We start from the raw sequence: 16500 nt of genomic DNA, 5'->3' as shown, positions 1-16500 counted from the left end.
TTGTAATCCGCAAAGATTTTGAACAAGATTTCCGTGATAAAATTATTTCCAAATATGAAGGTCACATTCCTTGCGAGCTGGTATTCCAGTCTATCGACGACCTTCCGGAAGGCTTCACTTGCCCGGCAGACCGTACCAAACCCTGGGGTACTAACCATGCAGTAATGATGGGTGCCGATGTGATTAAGGAACCGTTCGCAGTAATCAACTGCGATGACTTCTACGGTCGTGACTCATTCCAGGTAATGGGTAAATTCCTTTCTGCACTTCCTGCTGATTCCAAGAATGTTTATTCAATGGTAGGTTTCCGTGTCGGAAATACATTAAGTGAAAGCGGAACAGTATCTCGCGGTATCTGTAGTACAGATGCTAAGGGGCTGCTGACATCTGTTGTAGAACGTACAAAGATCCAACGTATGGACGGTGAAGTGAAGTACATCGACGATAATGGCGAATGGACTGCTACTCCTGACACTACTCCGGTTAGCATGAACTTCTGGGGCTTCACTCCTGATTACTTCGCTTACAGCCAAGAGTTCTTCAAGACTTTCCTGAGCGATCCGAAGAATATGGAGAACCTGAAGAGCGAATTCTTCATCCCATTGATGGTGGATAAATTGATTAATGACGGAACTGCAACAGTTGAAGTTCTCGATACTACCAGCAAATGGTTCGGCGTTACTTATCCGGAAGACCGTCAGAGCGTAGTAGACAAGATTCAGGCATTGGTTGATGCCGGTGAATACCCTGCTAAGTTGTTCTAAAGAAACACCATTGGTTGAAATAGGGAGCAGTCATTCTTGTGGATGACTGCTTTTTTGTTTTTCATAACGTATAATACTGCCCTGTATCCAATAAATATTCATTATCTTTGCAGTCCAAAACCGTATAAATCAGAGACAGAAGTGATTTCAGTAGAAGGATTATCAGTAGAATTTAATGCGACGCCGCTTTTTGAGGACGTCAGCTATGTCATAAATAAAAAAGACCGTATTGCGCTGGTCGGCAAGAACGGCGCGGGCAAATCTACCATGCTTAAAATATTGGCGGGTTTGCAGTCGCCGACACATGGGGTGGTAGCTACTCCGAAAGACGTTACTATCGGATATTTGCCGCAGGTGATGATTCTTTCCGACAGCCGGACAGTGATGGGAGAGGCGGAACTGGCATTTGAGCATATATTTGAGCTTCAGGCAAAGCTGGACAGAATGAACCGGGAACTGGCCGAACGGACAGATTACGAATCAGAGGAATACCACCAGTTAATCGACCGTTTCACTCACGAGAACGACCGCTATCTGATGATGGGCGGCACAAACTATCAGGCGGAAATCGAACGGACACTGCTCGGGCTGGGATTCAGCCGGGAAGACTTTGAACGTCCTACTTCGGAATTTTCCGGCGGATGGCGTATGCGTATTGAGTTGGCGAAACTGCTCCTTCGTCGTCCTGACGTGCTTCTGCTCGACGAGCCGACCAACCATCTTGATATTGAAAGTATCCAATGGTTGGAAAACTTCCTGGCGACCCGTGCCAATGCCGTCGTATTGGTCAGCCATGACCGTGCTTTCCTTAATAACGTGACTACCCGTACCATTGAGATTACCTGTGGGCAGATTTATGACTATAAGGTGAAATACGACGAGTTTGTCGTTCTGCGCAAGGAGCGCCGTGAACAGCAACTTCGTGCCTATGAAAACCAGCAGAAACAGATACAGGATACGGAAGACTTCATCGAACGTTTCCGCTATAAGGCTACCAAAGCCGTGCAGGTACAAAGCCGTATCAAACAACTGGAAAAGATAGACCGCATCGAAGTGGACGAGGAAGACAACTCTGCATTGCGTCTGAAATTCCCGCCTGCCAGCCGTAGCGGGAGCTATCCGGTAATCTGTGAAGACGTGCGCAAGGCATATGGAAACCATGTCGTTTTCCATGATGTGAATCTGACTATTAACAGGGGTGAAAAAGTCGCATTTGTCGGCAAGAACGGTGAAGGTAAGTCTACATTGGTGAAATGTATTATGGGTGAGATTGACTTCGATGGTAAACTCACTATCGGTCACAATGTCCAAATCGGTTATTTTGCACAGAACCAGGCGCAGATGCTCGATGAAAACCTGACTGTATTCGACACCATCGACCGCGTAGCTACGGGGGATATCCGTTTGAAGATACGGGATATACTGGGAGCTTTCATGTTTGGCGGCGAAGCCTCGGACAAAAAAGTGAAAGTCCTCTCCGGTGGTGAACGTACCCGCCTGGCGATGATTAAGTTACTTCTCGAACCTGTCAACTTCCTGATTCTCGACGAGCCGACCAACCATTTGGATATGCGTTCGAAAGATGTATTGAAGGAAGCCATCCGCGAATTTGACGGAACAGTGATTCTTGTCAGTCACGACCGTGATTTTTTGGATGGGCTTGCGACTAAAGTATATGAGTTCGGTGGTGGAGTAGTGAAAGAACACCTCAGCGGTATTTATGAATTTCTGCAAAAGAAAAAGATAGACAGCTTGAACGAACTTCAGAAAGGCGCGGGCTTGTCGGCTTCTCCTACGGCATCTGCCAAAGGAAACAATGAACAGGAAGCGGCACAACCCTCAGAGAATAAACTTTCTTATGAAGCTCAGAAAGAACTGAACAAGAAAGTGAAGAAGCTCGAGCGTCAGGTGGCGGATTGCGAAGCCTCGATAGAGGAAACCGAATCGGCTATCGCCATTGTCGAAGAGAAGATGGCAACCCCCGAAGGGGCGTCGGACATGAAATTGTATGAACAGCATCAGAAGTTGAAACAGCAGTTGGACTCCATCGTTGAAGAGTGGGAGCGTGTTTCGATGGAGTTGGAGGAAGTGAAAGGCTAGAACAAAACAACGGGTGTCAGACGTTATATATGACAGACTTGTGACTTTGACACCAAATAGCATGATAATTCTATAATATATTATATGAGTATGAAAGTAACCAAGTATTTACCAATTCTTGCCGTATGCCTTATGACAACAGGATGTAACAGTAAGAAAGAGGCCGTACTGACGTCCGGTATCGACCTTGCCAATCTGGATACCACGGCTATGCCGGGTACAAGTTTTTATCAGTACGCTTGTGGCGGTTGGGTGAAAGACCATCCGTTGACAGACGAATATTCCCGTTTCGGAACATTTGATATGTTGCGCGAAAACAGTCGTGAGCAACTGAAAGCCCTGATTGCCGAACTGGCTGCGAAGACGGACAATGCTCCGGGCAGTGCCGCTCAGAAAGTGGGCGACCTTTACAACATCGCAATGGACAGCGTGAAGCTGAACCAGGAAGGTGTAGCTCCGATTAAAGCCGAGCTGGAAGCTATCGACGCGCTCAAAGATAAGAATGAAATCTACGCATACATTGCCGAAAGCCAGAAGAAAGGCATCCGCCCTTACTTCACCATGTTCGTAAGCGCAGATGATATGAACAGCTCCATGAATATGGTGCAGACCTACCAGGGCGGTATCGGAATGGGACAGCGCGACTATTACCTGGAAGATGACGAGCAGACTAAAAACATCCGCGACAAATACCAGGAACATATTGCCAAGATGTTCCGGTTGGCAGGTTACGATGAAGCTACCGCACAAAAAGCGGTAAAAGCCGTAATGAACATCGAAACCCGTCTGGCTAAAGCATCCCGTTCACAGGTGGAACTGCGTGACCCTCATGCCAACTATAACAAGATGGATATGGAAACGCTGAAAAAGAACTTCCCGACTTTCGACTGGGATACTTATTTCACTATCTCAGGACTGAAAGACCTGAAAGAAGTGAACATAGGTCAGCCTGACGCCATGAAGGAAGTGGCCGATATCATTAATACCGTATCTCTGGATGATCAGAAACTGTATCTGCAATGGGGATTGATAGATGCTGCCGCTTCTTACCTGAGCGATGATTTTGAAGCTCAGAACTTCGATTTCTATAGCCGTACCATGTCCGGCAAGAAAGAGATGCAACCGCGTTGGAAACGCTCTGTCAGCACAGTAGACGGAGTCCTTGGCGAAGTAGTAGGACAGATGTATGTAGAAAAATACTTCCCCGCTGCTGCCAAAGAACGCATGGTTACATTGGTGAAGAACTTGCAGACCTCTTTGGGCGAACGCATCAAAGGACTGGAATGGATGAGCGAACCGACCAAAGAGAAAGCTTTGGAAAAACTGGCTACTTTCCATGTAAAAATAGGTTACCCTGATAAGTGGAAAGATTACTCGGCATTGGAGATTAAAAACGATTCTTACTGGGCAAACATTGAACGTGCCAACCAATGGGATTACAACGAAATGATTGCCAAAGCCGGCAAGCCGGTAGACAAGGACGAATGGCTGATGACACCTCAGACTGTCAACGCATATTATAACCCGACTACCAACGAAATCTGCTTCCCTGCCGCCATTCTGCAACCTCCATTCTTCGATATGAATGCTGATGATGCCATGAATTACGGCGCTATCGGAGTCGTTATCGGACATGAGATGACTCACGGATTCGACGACCAGGGACGTCAATATGACAAAGACGGAAACCTGAAAGACTGGTGGACGGAAGAAGACGCTAAAAAGTTCGAAGAACGTGCTCAGGTAATGGTGAACTTCTTTGACAGTATCGAAGTCGCTCCGGGCGTACAGGCTAACGGTCAGTTGACTTTGGGAGAAAACATTGCCGACCACGGCGGTCTGCAAGTTTCCTACCAGGCTTTCAAGAACGCAACAGCCGGCGCACCGCTCGAAACGGTTGACGGATTTACCCCCGAACAACGTTTCTTCCTCGCTTACGCTAACGTATGGGCAGGAAATATCCGTCCGGAAGAAATTCTCCGATTGACCAAGCTCGATCCTCACTCATTAGGCAAATGGCGTGTGGACGGTGCACTTCCTCAAATCGGAACATGGTACGAAGCATTCAACATTACCGAGCAAGACCCGATGTTCGTTCCTAAAGACAAACGTGTGTCTATCTGGTAATAGTTTTTGAATAGAAGCCAGCTTTGCGAAGAAGCGTTGATTTTTCATATAGAAGAGTCAACGCTTTTTTTTATTAAATCACACCTATTTATTACGTACGATAAACAATATTTCGTAACTTTGCGCATCAAATACTTAATAAGCAATTCAATGTCAGAGTCTAAAAGAATAAAAACTGCATTGGTATCTGTATACCACAAAGAAGGTTTGGATGAAATTATTACCAAACTTCATGAAGAAGGAGTAGAGTTTCTGTCAACAGGCGGGACTCGTCAGTTTATTGAATCATTGGGATATCCTTGTAAGGCGGTGGAAGATTTGACCACTTATCCTTCTATCCTCGGTGGTCGGGTAAAGACATTACATCCGAAAGTCTTCGGAGGTATCCTTTGCCGTCGCGGACTGGAACAGGATATGCAGCAGATTGAGAAATATGAAATACCCGAAATAGATTTGGTGATTGTCGACTTGTATCCGTTCGAAGCTACCGTAGCTTCCGGCGCGTCCGAAGCCGACATTATTGAAAAAATAGATATAGGCGGAATCTCTCTGATTCGTGCCGCAGCCAAGAACTACAACGATGTAATCATCGTAGCTTCCCAGGCTCAATACAAACCGTTGCTGGATATGTTGATGGAGCACGGCGCCACTTCTTCACTCGAAGAACGCCGCTGGATGGCAAAAGAAGCGTTCGCCGTTTCTTCCCACTACGATTCGGCCATCTTCAATTATTTCGATGCAGGCGAGGGTTCCGCTTTCCGCTGCTCGGCAAACAACCAGAAGCAACTCCGTTACGGTGAAAATCCGCATCAGAAAGGTTATTTCTACGGAAACCTGGAAGCTATGTTCGACCAGATTCACGGAAAAGAAATCTCTTACAACAACCTGCTCGACATCAACGCAGCCGTTGATTTGATCGACGAATTCGATGACCTCACTTTCGCTATCCTGAAGCATAACAATGCTTGCGGCCTGGCTTCACGCCCTACCGTACTGGATGCATGGAAAGAAGCATTGGCAGGTGACCCTGTTTCCGCTTTCGGTGGCGTGCTGATTACCAACGGCGTTATCGACAAGGAAGCAGCCGAAGAAATCAACAAGATTTTCTTCGAAGTGATTATCGCACCGGATTACGACGTGGATGCGCTCGAAATCCTGGGACAGAAAAAGAACCGCATCATCCTCGTCCGTAAGGAAGCCAAATTGCCGAAGAAGCAATTCCGCGCTCTGCTGAACGGCGTGCTGGTGCAGGATAAAGATACTAATATTGAAACGGTAGCCGACCTGAAAACCGTGACAGACAAAGCTCCTACTCCGGAAGAAGTGGAAGATATGTTGTTTGCCAACAAAATCGTGAAGAACAGCAAGTCCAACGCCATCGTACTGGCAAAAGGCAAGCAGCTTCTCGCAAGCGGTGTAGGTCAGACTTCACGTGTAGACGCATTGAAACAAGCAATCGAAAAAGCTAAATCATTCGGTTTCGACCTGAATGGCGCTGTGATGGCTTCGGATGCTTTCTTCCCGTTCCCCGACTGTGTGGAAATTGCGGATAAGGAAGGTATTACGGCTGTTATCCAACCGGGAGGTTCGGTAAAAGATGACCTGTCTTTTGCTTATTGCAACGAGCACGGTATGGCGATGGTGACTACCGGTATCCGTCATTTTAAACACTAAAAAATAAGAATTAAGAATGGGATTGTTTTCTTTTACACAAGAAATTGCGATGGACTTGGGTACAGCCAATACCATCATCATCACGAATGGAAAGATCGTGGTGGATGAGCCTTCGGTTGTTGCTCTGGACCGCCGTACTGATAAGATGATTGCCGTTGGGGAAAAGGCGAAGTTGATGCATGAAAAAACCCACGAAAACATACGCACCATCCGTCCGTTGAGAGACGGTGTAATTGCCGACTTCTATGCCTGCGAGCAGATGATGCGCGGTTTGATAAAGCGGGTGAACACCCGCAACCATTTATTTTCGCCCTCTCTCCGTATGGTAATCGGCGTTCCTTCGGGAAGTACGGAAGTCGAACTCCGTGCTGTCCGCGACTCTGCCGAGCATGCCGGCGGACGTGACGTCTACTTGATTTTCGAACCGATGGCTGCGGCAATCGGTATCGGTATCGATGTGGAAGCACCGGAAGGAAACATGATTGTGGATATAGGTGGCGGATCTACGGAAATTGCCGTTATCTCTTTGGGAGGTATCGTTTCCAACAACTCCATCCGTGTGGCCGGTGATGACCTGACCGAAGATATTCGCGAATACATGAGCCGTCAGCATAATGTGAAAGTCAGTGAGCGTATGGCGGAACGTATCAAGATAAACGTAGGTGCTGCCTTGACCGAACTGGGCGAAGGAGCTCCGGAAGATTATATTGTTCACGGTCCGAACCGTATCACAGCCCTTCCGATGGAAGTGCCTGTATGCTATCAGGAAGTGGCTCATTGTCTGGAGAAATCAATCTCGAAGATTGAAACAGCTATCTTGAGCGCATTGGAATGTACTCCGCCCGAACTCTACGCAGATATTGTGCACAATGGCATCTACCTTTCCGGTGGTGGCGCACTGCTCCGTGGACTGGACAAGCGGTTGACTGATAAGATCAATATTCCTTTCCACATTGCGGAAGATCCTTTGCACGCTGTTGCCAAAGGTACAGGAGTTGCATTGAAGAATGTAGACCGTTTCTCTTTCTTAATGAGATAAATCAGGGATGAGGAATTTAATAAACTTCCTTCTGAAATACAATTACTGGTTCCTCTTTATCATATTAGAGGTAGCCAGTTTTGTTTTGTTATTCCGGTTCAACCGTTATCAGCAGAGCACTTATTTTACTTCTGCCAATACGGTTGTGGGGGCGGTTTATGAAGTTTCGGGAGGAATTTCCTCTTATTTTCATCTGAAATCGGTCAATGAAGACCTGCTGGATCGCAATATGCTGCTTGAGCAGCAAATCACAAATCTGGAGAAAGCGCTGAAAGAACGTCAGGTCGATTCGGTGACTGTCAACAGTATCCGTCAAATGCCGCAGAATGATTACCAACTGTTCAAGGCGCACGTGATAAAGAACAGTCTGACCCTGCCCGACAACTACATTACACTCGACAAAGGTTCTTCTGCCGGTATCCGTCCTGAGATGGGAGTGGTGGACGGCAATGGGATTGTAGGTATTGTGTATGAAACATCTCCTTCTTATTCGGTCGTAATTTCTGTGTTGAACAGTAAGTCCAATATCAGTTGCAAGATAATAGGCAGCGATTATTTCGGCTATCTGAAATGGGAGCACGGGGATTCGCGTTACGCTTATTTGAAAGACCTGCCCCGCCATGCGGAATTCAATTTGGGAGATACCGTAGTGACCAGTGGTTTCTCAACTGTATTCCCGGAGGGTATCATGGTAGGTACGGTAGATGATATGTCCGACTCTAATGACGGGCTATCCTATCTGTTGAAAATCAAGCTGGCTACCGATTTCGGCAAGCTCAGTGATGTGCGTGTAGTAGCCCGCAACGGTCAGGAGGAACAGAAGAAACTTGAAAACAAGGCAACGAAACAATGATTATCACCTATATACATAGAATCGGATGGTTTATCGGCTTGGTACTTCTTCAGGTGCTTATCCTGAATAACGTACATATAGCAGGATACGCTACTCCTTTTCTCTATATTTACTTTATACTGAAGTTCAATTCCGGCACTTCGCGGAATGAACTGATGCTGTGGGCTTTCTTCTTCGGACTTACCATCGACGTATTTGCCGACACTCCGGGGATGAATGCGGCCGCCACCGTGCTGCTTGCTTTTCTCCGTCCTTCCCTGCTGCGTCTGTTCACCCCTCGCGACAATCTGGAAAGTTTCATTCCTTCCTTCAAGACCATAGGAATCACGCCTTTCCTGAAATATACTACTGCAAGTGTTTTCGTGCATAGTCTGGCACTACTCTCCATTGAGTTCTTCTCGTTTTCCGGCATTTGGCAGTTGTTGCTGCGGGTGCTGCTTTGCACCATTCTGACTGTAACTTGTATTGTGGCTGTTGAAGGTATAAGGAAGTAAAGATGGCAAAAGATTATAGATTAGAGAAACGCAAATTCGTTATCGGTGGTATCGCACTGTCCATTGTTCTGATTTATCTGATACGGCTTTTCGTATTGCAGATTACGACGGATGACTACAAGAAGAATGCCGACAGTAACGCTTTCCTGAACAAAATACAGTATCCCTCGCGCGGAGCTATCTACGACCGTACCGGCAAACTGTTGGTATTCAACCAGCCTGCCTATGACATTTCGATTGTTCCGAAAGAAGTGGAGAATCTGGATACGCTCGACCTGTGCCAGTCGTTGAATATCACCCGTGCTCAATTCCTGAAAATCATGAGCGACATGAAAGACCGTCGCCGCAATCCGGGGTATTCCCGCTACACCAACCAACTGTTTATGTCGCAGCTCTCGGCCGAAGAATGCGGTGTCTTTCAGGAAAAACTGTTCAAATTCCGCGGTTTCTATATCCAGCGGCGTACCATCCGCCAGTATTCCTACAATGCCGCCGCCCATGCTTTGGGTGACATCGGCGAGGTATCCGCCAAAGAAATGGAAGCGGACGAAGAAGGATATTACATCCGTGGCGACTATGTCGGCAAGTTGGGTGTAGAGAAATCATATGAAAAGTACCTGCGTGGAGAAAAAGGAATTGAAATCCTGCTTCGTGATGCGCATGGCCGTATCCAGGGACATTATATGGACGGTGAATACGATCGTCCTTCCGTCCCCGGCAAGAACCTGACATTAAGTCTTGATATTGATTTGCAGATTTTGGGTGAGCGTTTGTTGAAGAATAAGATTGGAAGTATCGTTGCCATCGAACCGGAAACCGGAGAAATCCTCTGCCTGGTATCTTCTCCTAACTACGACCCGCATCTGATGATTGGCCGCCAGCGTGGTAAGAACCATCTGATGTTGCAGCGCGACAAGATGAAACCTCTGCTGAACCGTGCCTTGATGGGAGTCTACCCGCCGGGGTCTACCTTTAAGACCGCACAGGGCTTGACCTTCCTGCAAGAAGGCATCATCACCGAGCAAAGTCCTGCTTTCCCCTGTTCGCGCGGTTTCCATTACGGCAGGCTGACGGTAGGTTGCCATGCTCACGGAGCGCCGATTCCGTTGATACCCGCCATCGCTACATCGTGCAACTCCTATTTCTGCTGGGGGCTGTTCCGTATGTTCGGCGACCGTAAATACGGCTCACCGCAAAATGCCATTACCGTCTGGAAAGACCACATGGTTTCGCAGGGATTCGGCTACAAGCTGGGGGTCGATTTGCCGGGAGAGAAACGCGGACTAATCCCGAACGCGCAATTTTATGATAAAGCCTATCGCGGACATTGGAACGGGTTGACAGTAATCAGTATCTCTATCGGACAGGGGGAAATCTTGTCTACCCCTCTTCAGATAGCCAACTTGGGAGCGACAATTGCCAACAGGGGATATTTCGTCACACCGCATATCGTAAAGGAAATTCAAGATAACCAGATAGACAGTCTTTACCGTACTCCCCGCTATACCACTATTGAGAAGAGGCATTACGAATCGGTGGTGGAGGGTATGCGTGCTGCCGCCACGGGCGGTACTTGCCGGATGCTTTCCATGATGGTTCCGGATTTGGAAGCCTGTGGAAAAACGGGTACTGCACAGAACCGCGGTCACGACCATTCGGTGTTCATGGGCTTTGCGCCGATGGACAAGCCGAAGATAGCCATTGCCGTCTATGTAGAGAACGGCGGTTGGGGAGCTACCTACGGAGTGCCTTTCGGGGCGCTGATGATGGAGCAGTATTTGAAAGGCAAGCTCTCGCCGGAGAACGAGTTGAGGGCAGAAGAATTTAGTAACAGAGTGATATTGTATGGTAACGAGGAACGATAGTTTGTGGAAAACGTTGGATTGGGTAACGATTTGTATTTACCTGCTCCTGATTATCGGCGGATGGTTTAGTGTCTGCGGAGCCAGTTATGACTATGGCGAACGCGACTTTTTCGACTTTTCGACCCGTGCCGGCAAGCAGTTCGTCTGGATTATCTGTTCCTTCGGGTTAGGCTTTGTGTTGCTGATGCTGGAAGACCGGATGTATGATATGTTCGCGTACATTATATATATAGGGATGATTCTCTTGCTTATCGTCACTATTTTTATTGCACCGGACACGAAAGGTTCGCGTTCCTGGCTCGTCATGGGGCCTGTCAGCCTGCAACCCGCCGAATTTGCCAAATTTGCCACAGCCTTGGCGCTGGCGAAATATATGAATGCCTACTCATTCAGCATCAAGAAGGAAAAGTGTGCTCTGGTCCTGGGAGTGATTATTCTTCTCCCTATGTTATTGATTATCGGTCAGCGGGAGACAGGCTCTGCCTTGGTATATCTCGCCTTTTTCTTGGTTCTCTACCGGGAAGGAATGCCGGGAGTAGTGCTCTTTGCCGGAGTCTGCGCGGTAATCTACTTCGTAGTCGGCATCCGCTTTGACGAAGTGTTCATTGCCGATACTCCCACACCGTTGGGCGAATTTATCGTCTTACTTTTAATTCTTTTATTCGCCGGGGGCATGGTATGGGTGTATCGTAAGAAAGCGGTACCCACCCGTAATATCATTGGCGGAAGTCTGGGCGTATTATTGATTGCCTATCTGATATCAGAATACTGGGTACATTTCAGCTTGGTTTGGGTACAATGGGGACTTTGTGCCGTCGCGGTAGGTTATCTCATTTATTTAGCATTGAGTGAGCGGCAGCGTACTTACTTCTTGATTGCCTTATTCACTCTCGGTTCTATCGGCTTCCTGTATTCCAGTAACTATGTATTTGACAATGTCCTGGAGCCGCATCAGCAAATCCGTATCAAAGTGGTATTGGGTTTGGAAGAAGACCTGACGGGGGCGGGATATAATGTGAACCAGTCCAAGATTGCCATCGGCTCCGGCGGGCTGACCGGAAAAGGTTTTCTGAACGGTACGCAAACCAAATTGAAGTATGTGCCCGAACAGGATACCGACTTCATCTTCTGTACGGTAGGAGAGGAGCAAGGCTTTGTCGGTTCGGCTGCCGTCCTGATAGCTTTCCTTATCCTGATTCTCCGGTTGATATTTTTGTCCGAACGACAACCCTCTACTTTCGGGCGGGTCTATGGATACTCAGTTGTCAGTATCTTCCTTTTCCATCTGTTTATTAATGTCGGTATGGTGTTGGGATTGACTCCGGTTATCGGTATTCCGTTGCCGTTCTTCAGCTACGGCGGCTCTTCCCTGTGGGGCTTTACGATATTGCTGTTTATCTTCCTGCGGCTGGATGCAGGGCGTGGCAGAAGGCTTTAGTCAAGATGAGATCAGTCTTGGCTTTTTATGTGTTGTTTCTCTATCCGTATTCCTATGTCGTTCATTCCTGGCAATTTCTCATCCTTCATCCCGCTCATCACCTTAATGATATAATTGCCCGGACGGAGAGGTCGTACGGATTTGACGAATGTTTCCGCCTGATAAACGCTTCCCCATCCTTTCCCGATCCATCTGCCGGTAGAGTCGGCAAGGTTGACGGCAATCGTATCGGTATGCCATACCGTAGAATCCGGCATATTCTGAGAGATGAATAAATGCAAGTCATGATAGGGATAATCTGTCCTGTTGCGGACTTCTGCAAATAGTCGGAGAGTGGGGGGGATACTGTCAGTGACGGGAATAAGAAAAGAGAGTGTATCACTCTTTCCCCATCCTTCATTGGGAAGGGATTGGTAAGAGTGATACACTGTATTTTTGTCGTAACAGGCTGTTGCAAAACAAGCAGCGAGCAGACAAAATAAACTATTCTTGAGAAGGCTTTTCATTATTGGTCTGCGGTTTCTCCTGGTTCGGGTTTCTTTCCGGTCTTTCGGGTCTTTCTCCCTTTTCGGGACGTCCGGGTCTGGGACGACGTTCTTGTCCTTGAGGACGCTCCGGTCTTTCCTGATTCTGCGGTCTTTCCTGATTTTGTGGACGCTCCTGACCTTGTGGGCGCTCCTGACGTCTGTTTTCGTTATTTCGTCCTTGATTCTGCCCCTTGTTCCGATTATTATTGTTTCTCGGACGGTTCTCTCTTTCCCCTCTGTTACCGTTTTCTGACGGCTGCGGGCGGTTGTCATTCTCCCGTTGAGGTTGCTGCGGACGATTTCCACCCTCTGCCTGTTGCTGTGGGCGGTTATTGTTGTTATTATTTCCTTTCTTCTTCTTTTTATTCCGGTTGGCATTGTTGCCGCCGTCCTTGTTATTCCGGCTGCGGTCGAAGCGGGTCACGCTTTCCTGTTCCAGCAAATCCACCGGTTTCTTCGGTTCCGGCTTTCTTTCTTCTTCGACCAGGCTGTCCGGTTTCATCCCTTTTCTGTTCATGGAGATAATTTCAAAAGCACGCTTGCCGCTGATTGTAACTAGGTTGGCAGGGAAGCTCTTATCTGTCGAATAAGAAATCTGATTACTCAGAATATCCGCTTTGAAGAAATAGAAAGTACCGTCCTTTGTTTCCAGTTCGATTTCTTTGGAAGGCAGACGTTTCTGAGCTTCCACATAGCAGTCCACTTCATAGTTCAGGCAGCATTTCAGCTTGGCGCACTGTCCGGCAAGTTTCTGCGGATTCAGGGAGATATCCTGATAACGGGCTGCACTGGTAGATACCGATACGAAACTCGTCATCCATGTGGCGCAGCAAAGTTCGCGTCCGCAAGGACCGATACCGCCGATACGTCCCGCTTCCTGGCGCGCACCGATTTGCTTCATCTCAATACGTACACGGAACGCCTCTGCCAATACCTTAATCAGTTGGCGGAAGTCCACACGCTCATCCGCAATGTAGTAGAAGATAGCCTTGTTGCCGTCTCCCTGATATTCCACATCGCCGATTTTCATGTTCAGGTTCAAGCTCAGTGCAATCTGTCGCGCACGAATCATCGTAGCATGCTCCTTACCTTTGGCTTCGTTGAATTTCTCCATATCCACCGGTTTGGCTTTTCGGTAAATGCGTTTGATTTCCGTGTCCGCCTTGAAGTTGGCCTTCTTCATTTGCAAGGGGACAAGTCTGCCCGTCAGCGTTACTACACCGATATCGTGGCCCGGTGCAGCTTCAACGGCAACAATATCCCCCTTTTCCAGTTTGATTTTGTTGCTGTTTCGATAATATCCCTTTCGGGTATTCTTGAATTGCACTTCTACCATGTCACTCTCTTCCGCATTGCTCGGAATGTCTGCCAGCCAATCGTAGGTGTTCAGTTTTTTATCTTGTCGGGAGCATCCTTTGCAGCAAAGTCCGCCGCTCCCATTATGAAGTTTATATTCCATAGTTTATATATTTATTATTGCTTCAACAGTACAATCATCTTCAACGAGAAGTCGAAGAATACCATCTTGGCATTTACATTCTGTTCAATATGTAGTTGCGCTTCGCTCAGTTCGTCCATGATGCCTATCACGTTCCGTTCGTTGACAAAGGGCGCGAAGCGGGTTGCGAAATTCTGCTCGTTGATTGTCATATATGTCAGGTCGCGCTGATGCAGGTTGAAGATAAAATTCTCCCGTATCATGCGTTGGCAATATTCCAGGAAATTCTTCTGACGCTCACGTCCCATGCCTGCCACTTGCTCGCTCCACATTTTCATCTCTCTGATTTTCCGTTGGTAAGACAAACGCATCAGGCTGACAAACAAGTCGAAGAACAACTGGTTCTCTTCATTCAGATGAATCGTTTCGAGCGCTTTGATAAAATTCCCGTTTGCCAGATGGGCAATGGAAGCACTGTCGGCAGGCAGGATATTATATTTGGTCTGTAATACCCGGTCGATGTCGGCTTCGTCAATCTTCCGCACGTTCATGCGCTGAGTACGGCTCAGGATAGTGGGCAGAATCATGTCCGGCGTTTCGGATACCAATAAGAAAACCGTTTTCTCAGGCGGTTCTTCAAGCAGTTTCAGCAGTTTGTTGGCGCACACCGGATGCATTTTCTCCGGCAGCCATACAATCGTAATCTTAAATCCTCCTTCGCTGGATTTTAGGCTGAGCTTTTTCAGAATCTCGTCACTTTCTGTGGCGAAAATCTGTGCTTGCTTGTTCTCCGCTTCTATACCGTTCAACCAGTGGTTTAAGTTGAAGTAAGGGGCGGTCAGCAATTGCTCTCTCCATTGTGGGAGGAAGTCGGTGCAGACTGATACTTTGGGACTTTTCGCCTTATTCACGATAGGGAATACGAAGTGTACGTCGGGATGCACCAGTTTGTTGAACTTCACGCAGGACGGACACACTCCGCAAGCATCAGTCTCGCTCCGGTTGGCGCAACTGATATAACGTGCATAGGCAATTACCAGCGGAATTTTGCCGACTCCCTCCGGTCCGCAGATGAGCTGGGCGTGGGGAATACGCCCCTCATTCACTTCCTGGATAAGCCGTTGCTTGATTTCTTCTTGTCCGATTACGTCTCTGAAAAACATATCAATAAATGATTTTGGCTACTTCTTTGATACTGTCTACTGCCCCGATAGAGTAGAAATGAATACTTGGCACTCCATGAGCCATCAGCTCCTTGCATTGGGCTACACACCATTCGATACCTACCTGTTCGGCCTCCGCGTCATTCTTGCATTTCATTGCTTCTTTGACCAGTTCTTCCGGCAAGTCTACTTTGAATGTCTTTGGAACCATGCTCAGTTGAGACAGTTTCTTGAACGGTTTGATTCCCGGAATGATAGGTATGTTGATGCCTGCCGCCTTGGCGCGCTCTACAAATTCAAAATATTTCCTGTTGTCGTAGAACAACTGTGTCACGGCATATTCCGCTCCGGCTTCTACTTTTTTCTTCAGCCAGTAAAGGTCAGTCTCGATGTTGGGGGCTTCTTCGTGTTTCTCCGGATAACAAGCCACCCCGTAAGAAAACGGAGTACTGCTGACTTTCATCTCCGAACCGTCCACAAAGATTCCTTTATTAAAGTTATTGATTTGTTCCTGCAACTCGATAGCATGATGGTATCCGTCGCCCTCGGGCGTAAATACCGATTCATGTTTCGCTTTGTCACCGCGCAGCACCAACAGTTCCGTGATATTCAGAAATTGCAGGTCGAGCAGCACATATTCGGTTTCTTCGCGTGTGAACCCGCTGCACAAAATATGTGGGACTACCGTAATATTGTACTTGTTCTGAATGGCAGCGGCCACGGCAACCGTTCCCGGACGCCTTCTCAAACGGTTTCTCTGAAACAATCCGTTGCCGAGATCTTTGTATACGTATTCGCTGCGATGAGTGGTGATATTGATATATTTCGGGTCAAATTCCCGAAGAGTATCGATTGTCTGATATAACTTTTCTATTCCTGTTCCTTTCAGCGGTGGAAGGATTTCGAAAGAAAAAGCTGTATTCTTGTTGCTATGTATTAAATCAATTACTTTCATTCTTATTCGCTAATGTTCGTTATCTACTTGGATTAAACGTGCATATTGGGACAAAAATACGAA

General features: G+C 47.4%; 13 protein-coding genes. 9 read left to right on the top strand and 4 right to left on the bottom strand.

Annotated elements, in window-relative coordinates; all coding sequences use genetic code 11:
- The 9 genes from RDN93_RS19425 to rodA form a co-directional block, all read left to right on the top strand.
- A partial coding sequence (locus RDN93_RS19425; protein ID WP_308747018.1) for a nucleotidyltransferase occupies positions 1-764 on the top strand: 764 nt, incomplete at its 5' end.
- Positions 765-905: 141 nt separating this feature from the next.
- Positions 906-2864, top strand: a complete 1959-nt coding sequence (locus RDN93_RS19420) for an ABC-F family ATP-binding cassette domain-containing protein (protein ID WP_308747017.1) — start codon at positions 906-908, stop codon at positions 2862-2864.
- Positions 2865-2954: 90 nt separating this feature from the next.
- The gene (locus tag RDN93_RS19415) at positions 2955-4991 is read left to right on the top strand and encodes a M13 family metallopeptidase (protein ID WP_308747019.1); all 2037 of its coding nucleotides are present in this window, start codon (positions 2955-2957) and stop codon (positions 4989-4991) included.
- Positions 4992-5141: 150 nt separating this feature from the next.
- Complete coding sequence (gene purH, locus RDN93_RS19410; protein ID WP_308747016.1) at positions 5142-6665, top strand: bifunctional phosphoribosylaminoimidazolecarboxamide formyltransferase/IMP cyclohydrolase; 1524 nt, start codon at positions 5142-5144, stop codon at positions 6663-6665.
- Positions 6666-6681: 16 nt separating this feature from the next.
- Positions 6682-7704 carry a rod shape-determining protein gene (locus RDN93_RS19405; protein WP_022138790.1) on the top strand — a complete coding sequence of 341 codons (1023 nt, stop codon included), beginning with the start codon at positions 6682-6684 and terminating at the stop codon, positions 7702-7704.
- Between the two features lie 7 nt (positions 7705-7711).
- Positions 7712-8557 (top strand): rod shape-determining protein MreC, encoded by an 846-nt coding sequence (mreC, locus tag RDN93_RS19400; RefSeq protein WP_308747015.1) that lies wholly within the window; start codon positions 7712-7714, stop codon positions 8555-8557.
- The gene (gene mreD, locus RDN93_RS19395; protein ID WP_308747014.1) at positions 8554-9051 is read left to right on the top strand and encodes a rod shape-determining protein MreD; all 498 of its coding nucleotides are present in this window, start codon (positions 8554-8556) and stop codon (positions 9049-9051) included. The genes mreC and mreD overlap by 4 nt, the downstream gene beginning before the upstream one ends.
- 2 nt (positions 9052-9053) lie before the next feature.
- The gene (mrdA, locus tag RDN93_RS19390; protein ID WP_308747013.1) at positions 9054-10916 is read left to right on the top strand and encodes a penicillin-binding protein 2; all 1863 of its coding nucleotides are present in this window, start codon (positions 9054-9056) and stop codon (positions 10914-10916) included.
- On the top strand, positions 10897-12354 hold the full coding sequence (gene rodA, locus RDN93_RS19385) for a rod shape-determining protein RodA (RefSeq protein ID WP_308747012.1): 1458 nt from the start codon (positions 10897-10899) through the stop codon (positions 12352-12354). The genes mrdA and rodA overlap by 20 nt, the downstream gene beginning before the upstream one ends.
- An 11-nt stretch (positions 12355-12365) precedes the next feature.
- Here the strand turns inward: rodA and gldH are convergent, their stop codons facing one another.
- Genes gldH through metF form a run of 4 tightly spaced genes read right to left on the bottom strand, consistent with a single transcriptional unit; the run spans position 12366 to position 16437 of the window.
- Positions 12366-12860 (bottom strand): gliding motility lipoprotein GldH, encoded by a 495-nt coding sequence (gene gldH, locus RDN93_RS19380; protein ID WP_308747011.1) that lies wholly within the window; start codon positions 12858-12860, stop codon positions 12366-12368.
- A complete protein-coding gene (gene ricT / locus RDN93_RS19375) occupies positions 12838-14340 on the bottom strand; it encodes a regulatory iron-sulfur-containing complex subunit RicT (protein ID WP_308747010.1) in 1503 nt (500 codons plus the stop codon). Before ricT ends, gldH begins: the two co-directional genes overlap by 23 nt.
- 14 nt (positions 14341-14354) lie before the next feature.
- The gene (locus tag RDN93_RS19370; protein WP_308747009.1) at positions 14355-15482 is read right to left on the bottom strand and encodes a DNA polymerase III subunit delta; all 1128 of its coding nucleotides are present in this window, start codon (positions 15480-15482) and stop codon (positions 14355-14357) included.
- A 1-nt stretch (position 15483) separates the two neighbouring features.
- On the bottom strand, positions 15484-16437 hold the full coding sequence (gene metF / locus RDN93_RS19365) for a methylenetetrahydrofolate reductase [NAD(P)H] (protein ID WP_308747008.1): 954 nt from the start codon (positions 16435-16437) through the stop codon (positions 15484-15486).
- Between the last annotated feature and the right edge of the window lie 63 nt (positions 16438-16500).

It is taken from the genome of uncultured Bacteroides sp., assembly GCF_902491285.1.
Lineage (GTDB): Bacteria > Bacteroidota > Bacteroidia > Bacteroidales > Bacteroidaceae > Bacteroides.
The sequence above is the reverse complement of the archived record's forward strand: the minus strand, read 5'-3'. Positions and strand labels throughout refer to the sequence as shown.

Coding starts and splice junctions, on each gene's coding strand:
- RDN93_RS19415 (WP_308747019.1), top strand. CDS start 2,955: ATGAAAGTAACCAAGTATTTACCAATTCTTGCCGTATGCCTTATGACA.
- purH (WP_308747016.1), top strand. CDS start 5,142: ATGTCAGAGTCTAAAAGAATAAAAACTGCATTGGTATCTGTATACCAC.
- RDN93_RS19405 (WP_022138790.1), top strand. CDS start 6,682: ATGGGATTGTTTTCTTTTACACAAGAAATTGCGATGGACTTGGGTACA.
- mreC (WP_308747015.1), top strand. CDS start 7,712: ATGAGGAATTTAATAAACTTCCTTCTGAAATACAATTACTGGTTCCTC.
- mreD (WP_308747014.1), top strand. CDS start 8,554: ATGATTATCACCTATATACATAGAATCGGATGGTTTATCGGCTTGGTA.
- mrdA (WP_308747013.1), top strand. CDS start 9,054: ATGGCAAAAGATTATAGATTAGAGAAACGCAAATTCGTTATCGGTGGT.
- rodA (WP_308747012.1), top strand. CDS start 10,897: ATGGTAACGAGGAACGATAGTTTGTGGAAAACGTTGGATTGGGTAACG.
- gldH (WP_308747011.1), bottom strand. CDS start 12,860: ATGAAAAGCCTTCTCAAGAATAGTTTATTTTGTCTGCTCGCTGCTTGT.
- ricT (WP_308747010.1), bottom strand. CDS start 14,340: ATGGAATATAAACTTCATAATGGGAGCGGCGGACTTTGCTGCAAAGGA.
- RDN93_RS19370 (WP_308747009.1), bottom strand. CDS start 15,482: ATGTTTTTCAGAGACGTAATCGGACAAGAAGAAATCAAGCAACGGCTT.
- metF (WP_308747008.1), bottom strand. CDS start 16,437: ATGAAAGTAATTGATTTAATACATAGCAACAAGAATACAGCTTTTTCT.